The 14176-nt window shown below is 72.0% G+C and carries 14 protein-coding genes; 11 read left to right on the top strand and 3 right to left on the bottom strand.

Annotated features, from left to right (window positions below; translation table 11 throughout):
- Positions 1-10: 10 nt before the first annotated feature.
- Complete coding sequence (locus AB0D53_RS26790) at positions 11-862, bottom strand: hypothetical protein (protein WP_362451003.1); 852 nt, start codon at positions 860-862, stop codon at positions 11-13.
- Between the two features lie 40 nt (positions 863-902).
- On the opposite strand from AB0D53_RS26790, the gene AB0D53_RS26785 reads away from it, so the two are divergent.
- The 4 genes from AB0D53_RS26785 to ilvD all read left to right on the top strand — a co-directional run bounded on the left by AB0D53_RS26785 (position 903) and on the right by ilvD (position 5401).
- Positions 903-1850: a Ppx/GppA phosphatase family protein gene (locus tag AB0D53_RS26785; protein ID WP_362451000.1), complete on the top strand. Its 948-nt coding sequence runs from the start codon at positions 903-905 to the stop codon at positions 1848-1850.
- 107 nt (positions 1851-1957) lie between these two features.
- Complete coding sequence (locus tag AB0D53_RS26780) at positions 1958-2785, top strand: sugar phosphate isomerase/epimerase (RefSeq protein ID WP_329820431.1); 828 nt, start codon at positions 1958-1960, stop codon at positions 2783-2785.
- A complete protein-coding gene (locus AB0D53_RS26775) occupies positions 2782-3426 on the top strand; it encodes a TetR family transcriptional regulator (protein ID WP_362450998.1) in 645 nt (214 codons plus the stop codon). The genes AB0D53_RS26780 and AB0D53_RS26775 overlap by 4 nt, the downstream gene beginning before the upstream one ends.
- Before the next feature lie 124 nt (positions 3427-3550).
- Positions 3551-5401, top strand: coding sequence for a dihydroxy-acid dehydratase (ilvD, locus tag AB0D53_RS26770; RefSeq protein WP_362450994.1), 1851 nt, complete (start codon positions 3551-3553; stop codon positions 5399-5401).
- A gap of 112 nt (positions 5402-5513) precedes the next feature.
- Here ilvD and AB0D53_RS26765 read toward each other — a convergent pair whose 3' ends face one another.
- Positions 5514-7706: a PQQ-binding-like beta-propeller repeat protein gene (locus AB0D53_RS26765; protein ID WP_362451269.1), complete on the bottom strand. Its 2193-nt coding sequence runs from the start codon at positions 7704-7706 to the stop codon at positions 5514-5516.
- Between the two features lie 132 nt (positions 7707-7838).
- On the opposite strand from AB0D53_RS26765, the gene AB0D53_RS26760 reads away from it, so the two are divergent.
- The 6 genes from AB0D53_RS26760 to proC all read left to right on the top strand — a co-directional run bounded on the left by AB0D53_RS26760 (position 7839) and on the right by proC (position 12218).
- Positions 7839-8180, top strand: coding sequence for an SH3 domain-containing protein (locus tag AB0D53_RS26760; protein WP_362450992.1), 342 nt, complete (start codon positions 7839-7841; stop codon positions 8178-8180).
- 103 nt (positions 8181-8283) lie between these two features.
- Complete coding sequence (locus tag AB0D53_RS26755; protein ID WP_362450990.1) at positions 8284-8802, top strand: hypothetical protein; 519 nt, start codon at positions 8284-8286, stop codon at positions 8800-8802.
- 143 nt (positions 8803-8945) lie between these two features.
- On the top strand, positions 8946-9767 hold the full coding sequence (locus AB0D53_RS26750) for a methyltransferase domain-containing protein (protein ID WP_362450988.1): 822 nt from the start codon (positions 8946-8948) through the stop codon (positions 9765-9767).
- Positions 9768-9799: 32 nt separating this feature from the next.
- Positions 9800-10567: an ABC transporter ATP-binding protein gene (locus AB0D53_RS26745; protein WP_362450986.1), complete on the top strand. Its 768-nt coding sequence runs from the start codon at positions 9800-9802 to the stop codon at positions 10565-10567.
- Entirely contained in the window at positions 10564-11334 is a 771-nt protein-coding gene (locus AB0D53_RS26740; protein WP_362450984.1) for an ABC transporter permease, read from the top strand. Before AB0D53_RS26745 ends, AB0D53_RS26740 begins: the two co-directional genes overlap by 4 nt.
- Before the next feature lie 74 nt (positions 11335-11408).
- Positions 11409-12218 carry a pyrroline-5-carboxylate reductase gene (proC, locus tag AB0D53_RS26735; protein WP_362450982.1) on the top strand — a complete coding sequence of 270 codons (810 nt, stop codon included), beginning with the start codon at positions 11409-11411 and terminating at the stop codon, positions 12216-12218.
- 1 nt (position 12219) lies between these two features.
- Here proC and AB0D53_RS26730 read toward each other — a convergent pair whose 3' ends face one another.
- Complete coding sequence (locus AB0D53_RS26730; RefSeq protein ID WP_362450979.1) at positions 12220-12804, bottom strand: cysteine hydrolase family protein; 585 nt, start codon at positions 12802-12804, stop codon at positions 12220-12222.
- A gap of 75 nt (positions 12805-12879) precedes the next feature.
- On the opposite strand from AB0D53_RS26730, the gene AB0D53_RS26725 reads away from it, so the two are divergent.
- The gene (locus tag AB0D53_RS26725) at positions 12880-13869 is read left to right on the top strand and encodes a helix-turn-helix domain-containing protein (protein ID WP_362450977.1); all 990 of its coding nucleotides are present in this window, start codon (positions 12880-12882) and stop codon (positions 13867-13869) included.
- Positions 13870-14176: the final 307 nt, after the last annotated feature.

The raw sequence follows: 14176 nt of genomic DNA, 5'->3' as shown, positions 1-14176 counted from the left end.
CCCCGTGCCGTCACTCCGGATCGACCGGGTCCGCCGGGTGCGGTGCCATCGGCAGCAGCGAGGACAGCCGCTGCTCGCAGAGCTCGACGAGCCGCTCGTACGCCTCCTTGCCCATCATCTCGGTGAGCTCGGGCCGGTACGAGACGTACACCGGCTCCCCGGCCCCGTGCGCCGAGGTCGCCGAGGTGCACCACCAGTGCAGATCGTGACCGCCGGGGCCCCAGCCCCTGCGGTCGTACTCACCGATCGACACCTGGAGCACCCGTGTGTCGTCGGGCCGGTCGATCCAGTCGTACGTACGCCTGACCGGCAGCTGCCAGCAGACGTCCGGCTTGGTCTCCAGGGGCTCCCGGCCCTCCCGCAGCGCCAGGATGTGCAGGGAGCAGCCCGCGCCCGCCGCGAATCCGGGCCGGTTCTGGAAGATGCACGAACCCTTCCAGCGCCGTGTCTGGCGTTCCCCGTCGTCGTCGACCTCGACCCAGCCCGTCCCGGTGCCGACGTCGTGGAACTGCCACAGCTCGGGGGTCAGCCGCTCGACGTGGTCCGCCACCCGCTTCTCGTCGTCCTCGTCCGAGAAGTGCGCGCCCAGGGTGCAGCACCCGTCGTCCGCGCGGCCCGCCTGGATGCCCTGGCAGCCGCTGCCGAAGATGCAGGTCCACCTGGAGGTCAGCCAGGTCAGGTCGCAGCGGAAGATCTGCTCGTCGTCCGCGGGGTCCGGGAACTCGACCCAGGCGCGCGCGAAGTCGATCCCCGTCTCGTCTTCGGACCGGTCCGGTCCGTTCACTTCCTGTTGCTGCATCTCCTGCTTCGTTCTCTGCTTCTTCGTGTTTTTGCCCGGCTTCGCCTTTTTCGTCTTTGGCACGCGCCAAGAGTAAGGCTGAGGTCCCGGTAGCGTTCCTGCCATGAGACTCGGAGTCCTCGACGTGGGTTCGAACACGGTGCATCTGCTGGTGGTGGACGCGCACCCCGGCGCGCGCCCGCTGCCCGCGCATTCGCACAAGGCGGAGCTGCGCCTGGCCGAACTGCTCGACGAGGACGGGGCGATCGGCCCCGACGGTGTGGACCGGCTCGTGGCGACGATCACCGACGCGCTCCAGGCCGCCGAGGACAAGGGGTGCGAGGACGTCCTGCCGTTCGCCACGTCCGCCGTACGGGAGGCGAGCAACGCCGATCAGGTGCTGGCCCGGGTGCGGGACGAGACGGGCATCGACCTCGCCGTCCTGAGCGGCGCGGAGGAGGCCCGGCTCACCTTCCTCGCCGCCCGCCGCTGGTTCGGCTGGTCGGCGGGGCGGCTGCTGGTCCTGGACATCGGGGGCGGCTCGCTGGAGATCGCGTACGGGATGGACGAGGAGCCGGACGCCGCGGTGTCGCTGCCGCTCGGGGCGGGCCGGCTCACCGCCGGCTGGCTGCCGGGCGACCCGCCGGACCCGGCGGAGGTGAAGGCGCTGCGCCGCCATGTCCGGGCCAGGATCGCCCGCAGCGTCGGGGAGTTCACCCGTCTCGGGCGCCCGGACCACGTCGTGGCCACGTCCAAGACCTTCAAGCAGCTCGCCAGGATCGCGGGCGCCGCGCGCTCCACCGACGGTCTCTACGTGCAGCGCGGCCTCACCCGCAAGTCGCTGGAGGAGTGGGTGCCGAAGCTGGCGACGATGACCACCGAGCAGCGGGGCGGTCTGCCCGGCGTCTCCGTGGGCCGGGCCCAGCAGCTGCTCGCCGGGGCGCTGGTCGCGGAGGGGGCGATGGATCTGTTCGGGGTCGACGAGCTGGAGATCTGCCCCTGGGCGCTGCGCGAGGGCGTCATCCTGCGCCGCCTGGACCACCTGCCGGCGGAGCGGGCCTCGCTGGGCTGAGCGCCGGACCGCGGAGGGCCGCCGGGCGGCCGGTCGCCCGTCATGGCCCTGCTCACTTTCCGCCGGGACCCCCCGGTGCGGCCCACCACTGCCCGTACGCTGTCCCAGTGGCAGAACCAGTGGTGCGCATCCCGGACGCGAAGGTCGCCCTGTCGACGGCTTCCGTCTACCCGGAATCGACGGCGACGGCCTTCGAGATCGCCGCGCGCCTCGGCTACGACGGCGTCGAGGTCATGGTGTGGACCGACCCCGTCAGCCAGGACATCGAGGCACTGCGGCGGCTCTCCGACTACCACCAGGTGCCGATCCTGGCCGTCCACGCGCCCTGTCTGCTGATCACGCAGCGGGTCTGGTCCACCGATCCGTGGGTGAAGCTCCAGCGGGCCCGCGCCGCGGCGGAGAAGCTCGGGGCGACGACCGTGGTCGTCCACCCGCCGTTCCGTTGGCAGCGCAACTACGCCCGCGACTTCGTCTCCGGCATCTGGCGCATGGCGGACGAGACCGATGTGCGGTTCGCCGTCGAGAACATGTACCCCTGGCGCTACCGGGACCGCGAGATGCTCGCGTACGCCCCCGACTGGGACGTCACCCACGACGACTACCGCCATTTCACCGTGGACCTCTCGCACACCGCGACGGCCCGCACCGACGGCATGGCGATGGTCGAGCGGATGGGCGACCGGCTCGCCCATATCCACCTCGCCGACGGCAAGGGCTCCAACAAGGACGAGCACCTGGTGCCCGGCCGGGGCGACCAGCCCTGTGCCGAACTGCTGGAGCACCTGGCCCGGACCGGCTTCGACGGCCATGTCGTCATCGAGGTCAACACCCGCCGTGCCATGTCCACTGCCGAACGCGAGGCCGACCTGGCGGAGGCGCTGGCCTTCACCCGGCTCCACCTGGCGTCGTCCCCGACCCGGGCACCCCGCAAATGACGGACGACCCCATGGGGCCCGGCGAGCCCAAAGGCCCCGTCGGCCCCAGGCGCCGCGGCCGCCCCTCCCGTACCACCGCACCCAGCGGGCCCGACGCGCGCACCCGCATCCTGGAGGCGGCCCGCACCGAATTCGCCGAGCGCGGCTACGACAAGACCTCGGTCCGGGGCATCGCCAAGGCGGCGGGTGTCGACTCCGCGCTGGTCCACCACTACTTCGGTACGAAGGACGAGGTCTTCGCGGCCGCGATCGAGCTCTCCTTCGAGCCGGCCCTGGTGATCCCGGCCCTCCTCGGCGACAGCACGGAGGGCGTGGGGGAGCGGCTGGCCCGCTACTTCATCGGCGTATGGGAGAACCCGGCGTCCAGGGCCCCACTGCTGGCGGTCATGCGGTCCGCCCTGACGCACGAGGCGGCGGCGGAGGTCCTCAGGGGCTTCGTCCTGCGCCGGCTCCTGGAGCGGGTCGCGGAGGCACTCGACGTACCGGACGCCACGTTCCGCGTGGAACTGGCGGCTTCGCACATGATCGGGATCGCGATGCTCCGCTATGTGATCCGGGCGGAACCGCTGGCTTCGGCCGACCCCGAGAAGATCATCGAGATGGTCGCGCCGACACTTCAGCGTTACCTCACGGAATCCTGAGACCTCACCGGCACCCCGCCCACCCACCGAGCAATTCATCCCGCATTTCGGACACTGTGTCCAGATCTTGGAGCCGGAGGCGTACGCTCGGAGACAGTCTTTAACGTCGAAGGAGCGAGAGACGATGCCCCAGCTGAGGTCCCGCACTGTCACTCACGGCCGCAACATGGCGGGCGCCCGTGCCCTCATGCGGGCCTCGGGCGTAGCGAGCGAGGACATCGGCAAGCCGATCATCGCGGTCGCCAACTCCTTCACCGAATTCGTCCCCGGCCACACCCACCTGGCCCCGGTCGGCCGGATCGTCTCCGACGCCATCAAGGCCGCGGGCGCCGTGCCCCGCGAGTTCAACACCATCGCCGTCGACGACGGCATCGCGATGGGCCACGCCGGGATGCTCTACAGCCTCCCCTCCCGCGACCTGATCGCCGACTCCGTCGAGTACATGGTCGAGGCGCACTGCGCGGACGCGCTGATCTGCATCTCCAACTGCGACAAGATCACCCCCGGCATGCTGATGGCCGCGATGCGCCTCAACATCCCGACGGTCTTCGTCTCCGGCGGCCCGATGGAGGCCGGCAAGGCCACCCTCGTCGACGGCACGGTCCGCAAGCTCGACCTGATCAACGCGATCAGCGACGCCGTCGACGAGAGCATCTCGGACGAGGACATCCTCCGCATCGAGGAGAACGCCTGCCCCACCTGTGGCAGCTGTTCCGGCATGTTCACCGCCAACTCGATGAACTGCCTGACCGAGGTCCTGGGCCTCTCCCTCCCCGGCAACGGCTCCGTCCTCGCCACGCACACCGCCCGCAAGGCGCTGTACGAGGAGGCCGGCCGCACGGTCGTCGAGATCACCCGGCGCTACTACGAGCAGGACGACGCGTCGGTCCTGCCCCGCTCCATCGGCACCCGTGCCGCGTTCGACAACGCCATGGCGCTCGACATCGCGATGGGCGGCTCCACCAACACGATCCTGCACCTGCTGGCCGCCGCCCAGGAGGCCGAGCTGGCGTACGACCTCGACGACATCAACGAGGTCTCGCGCCGTGTCCCCTGCCTCTCGAAGGTCGCGCCCAACGTGGCCCCCGGCGGCACGTACTACATGGAGGACGTCCACCGGGCCGGCGGCATCCCCGCCATCCTCGGTGAGCTGCACCGCGGCGGCCTGCTCGACGAGAACGTGCACTCGGTGCACTCCGACTCCCTCGCCGAGTGGCTGAAGAACTGGGACGTCCGCGGCGGCTCCCCGTCCCCGGAGGCCGTCGAGCTGTGGCACGCGGCTCCCGGCTGCGTCCGTTCCGCGACCGCCTTCTCGCAGTCCGAGCGCTGGGACACCCTCGACCTGGACGCGGCCGGCGGCTGCATCCGCGACCTGGCGCACGCCTACTCCAAGGACGGCGGCCTCGCGGTCCTCAAGGGGAACCTCGCCGTGGACGGCTGTGTCGTGAAGACGGCGGGCGTCGACGAGTCGATCTGGACCTTCGAGGGCCCGGCGGTCGTCTGCGAGTCGCAGGAGGCGGCCGTCGACAAGATCCTCCGCAAGGAGATCAAGGAGGGCGACGTCGTCGTCATCCGTTACGAGGGCCCGCGCGGCGGCCCCGGCATGCAGGAGATGCTCTACCCGACCTCCTTCCTCAAGGGCCGCGGCCTCGGCAAGAGCTGCGCCCTGGTGACCGACGGCCGCTTCTCCGGCGGTACGTCGGGCCTGTCCATCGGCCACGCGTCGCCGGAGGCCGCGTCGGGCGGCGCGATCGCACTGGTCGAGGACGGCGACCGGATCAGGATCGACATCCCGAACCGTTCGATCGAGCTCCTCGTCCCCGAGGCCGAGCTGGCCACCCGCCGCGAGGCGCTGAACGGCGTCTACGCCCCGAAGGACCGCGAGCGCAAGGTCTCGGCGGCGCTGCGCGCCTACGCGGCGATGGCGACGAGCGCGGACCGGGGCGCGGTGCGCGACGTGTCCAAGCTGGGCTGAGACGCGTCCGGGCCGGTACGTATAGGAGCCGGGTCGGCACTTGTAGGAGCCGGACCGAGACATGTACGGCCCGGCCGACCGGTCCGCCGACCGACGAGGACCCCGTCCGCTCTCACCAGCGGGCGGGGTCCTGTCCGTCCACGGCGAACACGGACCCGTCGGGCGCGGTCCCGAAGACGGTCCGGCCGGCGGCCACCGGGGCGGGCAGCGCCGAGGAGTACGTGAGCCTCCCGTTCCGCAGCCGTGGGCCCGTCTGCCCCAGCAGCTTGCCGTGCGCGGTGTCCACGGCCATCAGCCGCCCGTCCGCCGCCGAGAAGTACAGCCGGCCCCCGGCGCCGAGGACGGGAGCGGAAGTCCGCCCGGCGGCGGTCTCCAGCTGCCAGCGGACCGTTTCGCCGCCCTCGGCCGGGCGGGTGTCGACGGCGACCAGCCTCCCGCCGTGCGCCAGCAGATAGGCCGTGTCCCCGCCCAGCACGACCTCCGGTTCGTTCATCCGGAACGGCAGCGTCATCCGTACGACGTTCCGCTCCTTCGGCTCGTAGCGGACCAGCCCGACGGTCTGGGTGTCCCCGTTCATGGCCGTCATGACGAGTGCACCGCCCGAGGTCCCCACCGGGGTCAGCATCCCGTCCAGCCGCCGCTGCCACGCCGTGCGCCCCGTCGCGGCACGGACGGCCGTGACCAGGGTGGTGGACCCGTAGGCGGAGTGCTCGAACGCGTAGGCCAGCCCGGTGCCGGCGTCGTACAGCGCGTAGTCCGGGCGCCGATGCCCGGCGAGCGAATGCCGCCAGAGGGAGACACCGGTCGCGGAGTCGAGCGCCTCGGTGGTGCCGTCCTCGGCGACCAGCAGCAGCGCGTCACCCGCGTCGAAGGGGACGCCCGCATACGGGGAGAGGTCCGCTGCCCAGACCTGCTCGCCCTTGGCGGGGTCGTACGCCCGGAGCTTCCCGCCCGGCACCGCCGTGTGCACCAGACCGCCGGAGACCGACACCACGCCGACCGACGGGCCGCCCTCCGCGCCGCGCCGGGACCACAGCACCCGGCCGTCCGCGGGATCCAGCCGGGTGACACCGACGCCGTCCGCCACGCAGTACAGACCCGCGGCCCGGCCGGGCCCCTCCTGCCCGGCACCGTCCGCCGGGGAACAGACCGGTGTCGCCTTGCCGCTGGTCCGCAAGGCCGTCCGCCACGGGGCGAACTCCTCTGCCGGACCCTTCGCCCCGCCCGTACCGCCCGTACCGCCCGGCTCACCGGCCCCGCCGGCCGCGCCGACGGCCCACACCCCGCCGGCCCCCATGACCAGCAGCGCCGCGGTGGCCGCCAGCCACCGCCGCTTGCCGCCGCCCGGGGCCGCCTTGCCGGCCCGTGCCGCGCCCACATGCGTGTCCGCGTCGGAGGAGGCATCGGCCCCGGTCTCCGGTACGGGCGCCGGGCCGCGGACCGGCCGCCGCTGCGACGGTATGAAGGCGGCGGCGTCGTACGACGGCGGGCTCAGCGTCGTCATGATCTCGTCCGGGGTGGGCCGCCCGGCCGGGTCCTTCGTCAGGCACTGCCCGATCAGCGGGGCCAGGTCCGACGGCACGCCCGCCAGATCGGCCTCGTCGTGCACCACCTGGTAGGCCACGATGTACGGGCTGTCCGAGTCGAAGGGCCCCCGGCCGGTCGCCGCGTGGACCAGCACGGCCCCCAGGGCGAACACATCGGCGGCGGGCCCGACCTCGCGCGGCCGCTGGAACTGCTCGGGCGCCATGTACGGCGGCGAGCCGATCAGCTTGCCGGTCTCGGTGCGCAGATCGCTGTCGTAGGGCCGGGAGATCCCGAAGTCGATGACCTTGGGCCCGGAGTCGGAGAGCAGCACGTTGCTCGGCTTGAGGTCGCGGTGGATCACCCCGGCCCGGTGGATGTCGCGCAGCGCCTCGGCCAGTCCCGCCGTCAGCCTGCGCAGTGCGGCGGGGGACATCGGCCCGTTCCGCTTCACCTGGTCGGCGAGCGTGGGGCCGGGGACGTACAGGGTGGCCATCCACGGCCGTGCGGCATCCGGGTCGGCGTCGACGACCGGTGCGGTGAAGGCGCCGCTGACCCGGCGGGCCGCCCCGACCTCCTGCCGGAAACGCGCCCTGAACTCGGGGTCCGAGGCGTACTGCTGGTGCACCACCTTGACGGCGAGCTGCAGCCCGGAGGCGGAGCGCGCCAGGTGCACGACGCCCATGCCGCCCGCGCCGAGACGTGCCTCAAGACGGTACTGCCCGGCGTACTCCGGATGCTCCGCTTCCGGATTGGCTCCGGTACCTCGCAGCGGCGGCATCGCCCACCCCCGTGTGTTCGTCCGCAAGCGCGACGCACGGAGCCTAGTCGATGGTGCGTGCGATCCGGATGGGGCTTGTAGCCTGCGCGTCGTACACGTCGTACACACCATCTCTCGACGGGGGAGGGCCTCATGGCCATGGACGAGCACACCGACGGCACGACCGCCGCGGCCGACGCGATCGACGTCACCGAGGGCGTGCAGACGCTCGCCGGGACCGACGACGTCACCCGGTACCCGATCGCGCCCGGCTACCGCGTCAACGTCCGGACGGGACCGGGCACCAAGTACGGGATCGTCAGGACCCTGCCGTACGGAATGAAGGTCCCGGTCTACTGCCAGAAGCCGGGGGAGCGGGTCACCGGCCCGTACGGCACCTCCAACCTCTGGGACAACATCGCCAACGGCCAGTTCGTGTCGGACGCCTACGTCCACACGGGCAGCGACGGCTACATCGCGCCGCGCTGCGACTGATACATCGCGCCGCGCTGCGACTGACCGGGACGGCGGCCGGGATCGTGAAGGGGATCGCGACCGGCGCGTCCGGGTCCGCGGCCGCCCGGGGATAATCGACTTCGTGAGCGAGAACAGCGAAGCCCCCGGCGCCGGTGCCACGCCCGGCCCCACCACGCCCGGCCCGCGGCCCGAGCCCCTGCGCTTCTTCGGTACGACCTGGGTCGACCACAGCGGGGGCTACGGGCTGCGCCGGGCCGGGGCCGCGGTCGGCTCCCTGGCCGCCGCGGTCGCCGCCTGCTTCGTGCTCCGCTTCGCCTACCAGGGGCTGGAGATCGCCGATGTCGGCGGCTTCGTCGGCATCCTGGTCGTCCTGATGTTCGCCATCTGCAGCGCCATCGCCTTCCGCAAGACCTGGGAGGGGTTCAGCCGCCGCCCCGCCGATCCGGCGCGCGAGGCCAATCTGCGCGGCCTCAAGACGATCGGCTTCGTCGGCTCGCTGATCGCGTACTTCCTCCGTACGTTCCGGGAGGCGCCGGGCGAGCAGCTGCACCGCACGGAGTACGAGACGGCCCTGGCCCGGTACGAGAAGCGCCGCTCGGCCCGCAAGAACACCAAGGGCAAGCGCCCCAAGCGCAAGTAGCACGGCCCCGGGCGGAAGCCACACGCACGCCGGTTCGCGAAGTCACGCGCGCGCCGGTTCGCGTAGCCACGCGCACCCCGGCGCGGGTACGCGCAGGGGGAAATCACCGGCGCGGGCTCCGGCGCACGCGCCACGATGAGCCCATGCTTCCCGCAGATCCCGCAGATCCCGCAGATCCCGCCTACTCCACCAGTCCCGACGCACCCGCTCCCGTGCCCCGCGCGCTCTCCTTCGACCGCGCCGCCGCCCAGTACGCCGCGGCCCGCCCCGGTTACCCGCCCGCACTCCTCGACGCCGTCGAGGAACTGGCCCGCCGTCCCCTCCGGGGCGCCCGTGCCGTCGACATCGGCGCCGGCACAGGCATCGCCACCCGCCTCCTCCACGAGCGCGGCGCACGGGTCGTCGCCGTGGAACCGGGCGCCGGCATGGCGGCGGAACTCCACCGCTCGCTCCCGCACCTGCCCGTCGTACGCGGCGACGGCAACCACCTCCCCCTCGCCACCGCGTCGGCCGACCTGATCACGTACGCCCAGGCCTGGCACTGGACGGACCCGGCGCTCGCCGCCCCCGAGGCACTGCGCGTCCTGCGCCCCGGCGGCGCACTCGCCCTCTGGTGGAACGTCGCCGACCACTCCGTCCCCTGGATCGCCGACCAGGACGCCCGGCTCCGCCGCTTCTTGGGCGCCGGCGACTCCGCCCACGGCTCGGCCGTCCGCCCCCGCGACCTGCCTTCCGGGCTCGACTTCACGCACCGCCGGGTGCCCTGGACCCGACGGGTGTCCGTCGACACCCACCTCGCCAACCTCGGCAGCCACTCCGCCTTCCTCGTCCTCGGCGAGGAGGGCACCCGACGCTTCCTTGCCGAGGAGCGCGACCGGCTCGCGGAACTCTTCCCCGACGGCACGGTCGAGGAGCGCTACACGGTCGACCTGAGCGTGGCGGTGAGCCCAGGCCACGCCTCTTGACGGGCGGACAACCCGGGATCAATATTCATCGCATGATGAATTACCGAGGTGCGGCCGTCGAGGCCCACGGCCTCACGGTCGTACGAGGCGACCGCACCGTCCTGCACGGCCTCGACTTCGCCGTCGAACCCGGCAGGATCACCGGCCTCCTGGGCCCCTCGGGCTGCGGCAAATCCACCCTTATGCGTGCCGTCGTGGGCACCCAGGCCAAGGTCACCGGCACCCTCGACGTGCTCGGCAGTCCCGCGGGCCACCCCACCCTCCGGCCGCGCATCGGGTACGTCACCCAGGCCCCTTCCGTCTACACCGACCTGACCGTCCGGCAGAACCTCGACTACTTCGCGGCGATCCTCCGGCCGGGCCGCCGACAGCGTGACGCCCGCCGGGACGCCGTCACCCGCGCCATCGCCGAGGTCGACCTGACCGGCCGGGCCGACGCCCTCGCCGGAGCCCTCTCCGGCGGCGAGCTCGCCCGCACCTCCCTCGCCGTGGCCCTGCTCGGCACCCCGGAACTCCTGGTCCTCGACGAACCCACCGTCGGCCTGGACCCCGTGCTCCGCCGCGACCTGTGGAACCTCTTCCACCGCCTCGCAGCCGACCACGGCACCACGCTCCTCGTCTCCTCCCACGTCATGGACGAGGCCGAGCGCTGTCACCGTCTGCTCCTCATGCGCGAGGGCGAGATCCTCGCCGACGGCACCCCCGGGGCGCTGCGCTCCGCCGCCCGCGCGGACACCGTCGAAGAGGCATTCCTCCACCTGGTCGACCAGGCCGCCACCCGTCAGGAGCCCTCCCGATGAGCCCGCACCCGTCCCCGGCACCCGCATTCCTGAGCCCGGCACGCACCCTCGCCACCGCCGCCCGGGTCCTGCGCCAGCTCGGCCACGACGCCCGTACCGTCGCACTGCTGCTCCTGGTCCCGGTCGTACTGATCACGCTGCTGCGGTACGTGTTCGACGGCAGCCCCCGCGTCTTCGACGCCATCGGTGCCTCGCTCCTCGGCATCTTCCCGCTGATCACGATGTTCCTGGTGACCTCGATCGCCACCCTGCGCGAACGCACCTCGGGCACCCTCGAACGCCTCCTCGCGATGCCGCTCGGCAAGGGCGACCTGATCGCCGGTTACGCCCTCGCGTTCGGCACCGTGGCGATCGTCCAGTCCCTCCTGGCCACCGCGGTCTCGGTCTGGGCACTGGGCCTGGACGTCATCGGCTCCCCGTGGCTGCTGCTCCTGGTCGCCCTGCTCGACGCGCTGCTCGGCACGGCGCTGGGCCTGTTCGTCTCCGCCTTCGCCGCATCCGAGTTCCAGGCCGTCCAGTTCATGCCCGCCGTGATCTTCCCGCAGCTCCTGCTCTGCGGACTGTTCATCGCCCGCGACCGGATGGCCCCGTTCCTCGAAGCGATCTCGAACGTGCTGCCGATGTCGTACGCCGTCGACGGCATGAACCAGGTCCTCGGCCACACCGACATCACCGGCGACTTCGTCCGCGACGTCCTGATCGTGGCGGGCTGCGCCCTCCTGGTCCTGGCCCTCGGCGCCGCCACCCTCCGCCGCCGCACCGCCTGACGGGCCGGTGCGAGGATGGCGCACACGAGCACCGAGCACCGAGAACCGTCAGCACCGCCCGGAGGGTGAACCACATGACCCAGACAGTCGCAGTCCTCGGCACCGGCAAGATCGGCGAGGCCCTGCTCAGCGGCATGATCCGGGCGGGCTGGCGCCCGGGGAACCTGCTGGTCACCACCCGCCGCTCCGAGCGCGCCGAGGAACTCCGCAACCGCTACGGTGTCGACTCCGTCAGCAACGCCGAGGCCGCCGAGCGCGCCGACATCCTCATCCTCGCGGTCAAGCCCCAGGACATGGGCCGGCTCCTCGACGAGCTCGCCCGGCGCATCACCCCCGACCGCCTGGTCATCAGCGCGGCCGCGGGCATCACGACCGCCTTCATCGAGGACCGCCTCGCCGCGAACACCCCGGTCGTACGGGTCATGCCGAACACCCCCGTCCTCGTCGACGAGGGCATGTCCGTCATCTCGGCCGGCAGCCACGCCACCACCGACCACCTCGCCGCCGCCGAGGCGATCTTCGGCGGCGTCGGCAAGACCCTCCGGGTCCCCGAGTCCCAGCAGGACGCGGCAACCGCCCTGTCCGGCTCGGGCCCCGCGTACTTCTACTTCCTCGTCGAGGCGATGACCGACGCCGGCATCCTGCTCGGCCTGCCCCGCGCCCAGGCCCACGACCTGATCGTCCAGGCCGCCATCGGCGCCGCCGTGATGCTCCGCGACAGCGGCGAACACCCCGTCAAGCTGCGCGAAGCCGTCACCAGCCCGGCGGGCACCACCATCAGCGCCATCCGCGAGCTGGAGAACCACGGCGTACGAGCCGCTCTCATCGCCGCCCTCGAAGCCGCCCGCGACCGCAGCCGCGAACTCGCCTCCGGCAACGGCTGACCTACTCCGCCGCAGCGATCAGCTCGGCGCTGCCGACCACCTTCGCGAACCCACCGCCGTGCAACGACACGGCGGTGGCCCGTGCCAGCTCGTCCGCGCTCTGCGTCCACCCCCACGGCCCGGTCAGATCGAAGGTGTGCGTCGCATCCAGCGGGAAGAACACCTCGTACCCGAGGTTCCCGCCCATCCGCGCCGTCGTCTCGACGCACATGTTGGTCTGGATCCCCGCCACCACGAACTGCCGGATCCCGCTCCGCTCCAGCCACTCCTTGAGGTCGGGCGTCCCGTAGAAGGCGGAATTCACGCTCTTCGTCAGCAACAGCTCGGGCCCACTGCCCTTTCCGCGCCGCTCTTCCACGTATGCCTTGAAGTCGTTCCCCGACTGCCCCGTGCGCAACGGCGAACCGGGCTTGGTCGAGTCGTGCCGTACGAACACCACGGGCCGCCCGCTCGCCTGCCATGCATCGATCAGCCCCGCGATGTTCCGGTCCGCCTCCGGATTGTTCCGCGGCCCCCAGTACGCCTCCTCCTCGAAGCCGTTCTGCACGTCAATCACGATCAGCGCTGCGTTCTCTGCGATCTCCATGTGAAAGATCCTGCCGCCCGGCACCCCCCGCGTCCCAGAGGTCAAAAAGCCATCGACCGATGCTTTACTGCCATGATGGCGACCACCTCCGATCCCACCCGCATCGCGCTCGTCTGCTTCCCCGGCGTCCGTGCCTTCGACGTCTCGGTCATCACCGAGGTCTGGGGCGTCGACCGCACCGACCGGGGCGTCCCGCCCTTCGACCTGCGCCGCACCGCCGCCGGACCGACCCCCGTCGCCCTGCGCGGTGGCCTCTCCCTCACCCCCGACCGCACCCTCGCCTGGCTCGCCCGCGCCGACCTGATCGTCGTCCCCGGCCTCGACGACCACGTGACCCCGGCCCCCGCACCCGTCCTCGGAGCCCTGCGCCGCGCCCACGCCCGAGCCACCCCGATCGCTGCCCTGTGCGGCGGAGCCTTCACGCTCGCCCAGGCCGGCCTGCTGGACGGCCGCCAGGCAGTCACCCACTGGAACCTCACCGACCTCCTGAGTACCCGCCACCCCAAGGTGAAGGTCACCCAGGACGCCCTCTTCCTCCACGACGACAACATCTGGACGTCAGCCGGCACCGCGGCCGGCATCGACCTCTGCCTCCACCTCGTACGCACCACCCATGGAGCCGAGGCCGCGGCGACGATCGCCCGCTCGATGGTCACCGCCCCGTTCCGTACCGGCACCCAGGCCCAGTTCATCGAGCACCCCACCCCCCGCGCCGACCGCGATGCGGACACCCTCGCCGCGGTACGCGCCCACGCCCTGGCCCATCTGGCCGAACCCCACACGGTCGCCGGCCTCGCCGCCCGCGCAGGAATGTCCCCCCGCTCCTTCGCCCGCCACTTCCAGGCCACCACCGGTACGACGCCGCTGCGCTGGCTGATCACCCAACGCATCGCCGCAGCCCAGAAGCTCCTGGAGCGCACCGACCTCCCCCTTCCCGAGGTGGCCCGCCGCACCGGCTTCGGCAGCGAGGTCACCATGCGCCAGCACTTCGCCACCCACCTCGCCACCAGCCCCCGTGACTACCGCCTGGCCTTCCACCAGGACCCGGCCCGGGCCCGAGGTTGACACGCCCCGCCCGGATCCGTAGTGTGCTCCGAGTTGTCCGACGTGAGCGCCGACTCCGGTCGGTCCCCGGACAGCCATTCCGCAGTAATCACATCTGGTCAGCGACATCTGTCGCCGGGCATTCTGTGCGTATGTGCGAAATGAGGAATCCGCGTTCGAAGGAACGTGACCCCGATTAGCGTCGGGGCCCGGGATTCCGCTAAAGTCTCACTCGTCGGAACGGCCCAACGGCCGGGAAGACAAACCCCGCTGACTGGGAATCAGGCCCGAAAGGATCTGATAGAGTCGGACTCGCCGGAAAGGGAAA

Source organism: Streptomyces sp. NPDC048295 (genome assembly GCF_040652135.1).
Lineage (GTDB): Bacteria > Actinomycetota > Actinomycetes > Streptomycetales > Streptomycetaceae > Streptomyces.
Note: the sequence above shows the minus strand (reverse complement) of the source record. Positions and strands in the feature narration are given on the sequence as shown.

Excerpts from the sequence above, each read along its gene's own strand:
- AB0D53_RS26750 (WP_362450988.1), top strand. The coding sequence starts at position 8,946 with ATGCTTCCCGCAGATCCCGCAGATCCCGCAGATCCCGCCTACTCCACC.
- AB0D53_RS26785 (WP_362451000.1), top strand. The coding sequence starts at position 903 with ATGAGACTCGGAGTCCTCGACGTGGGTTCGAACACGGTGCATCTGCTG.
- AB0D53_RS26745 (WP_362450986.1), top strand. The coding sequence starts at position 9,800 with ATGATGAATTACCGAGGTGCGGCCGTCGAGGCCCACGGCCTCACGGTC.
- AB0D53_RS26725 (WP_362450977.1), top strand. The coding sequence starts at position 12,880 with ATGGCGACCACCTCCGATCCCACCCGCATCGCGCTCGTCTGCTTCCCC.
- proC (WP_362450982.1), top strand. The coding sequence starts at position 11,409 with ATGACCCAGACAGTCGCAGTCCTCGGCACCGGCAAGATCGGCGAGGCC.
- AB0D53_RS26740 (WP_362450984.1), top strand. The coding sequence starts at position 10,564 with ATGAGCCCGCACCCGTCCCCGGCACCCGCATTCCTGAGCCCGGCACGC.
- AB0D53_RS26765 (WP_362451269.1), bottom strand. The coding sequence starts at position 7,706 with ATGCCGCCGCTGCGAGGTACCGGAGCCAATCCGGAAGCGGAGCATCCG.
- AB0D53_RS26760 (WP_362450992.1), top strand. The coding sequence starts at position 7,839 with ATGGCCATGGACGAGCACACCGACGGCACGACCGCCGCGGCCGACGCG.
- ilvD (WP_362450994.1), top strand. The coding sequence starts at position 3,551 with ATGCCCCAGCTGAGGTCCCGCACTGTCACTCACGGCCGCAACATGGCG.
- AB0D53_RS26730 (WP_362450979.1), bottom strand. The coding sequence starts at position 12,804 with ATGGAGATCGCAGAGAACGCAGCGCTGATCGTGATTGACGTGCAGAAC.
- AB0D53_RS26775 (WP_362450998.1), top strand. The coding sequence starts at position 2,782 with ATGACGGACGACCCCATGGGGCCCGGCGAGCCCAAAGGCCCCGTCGGC.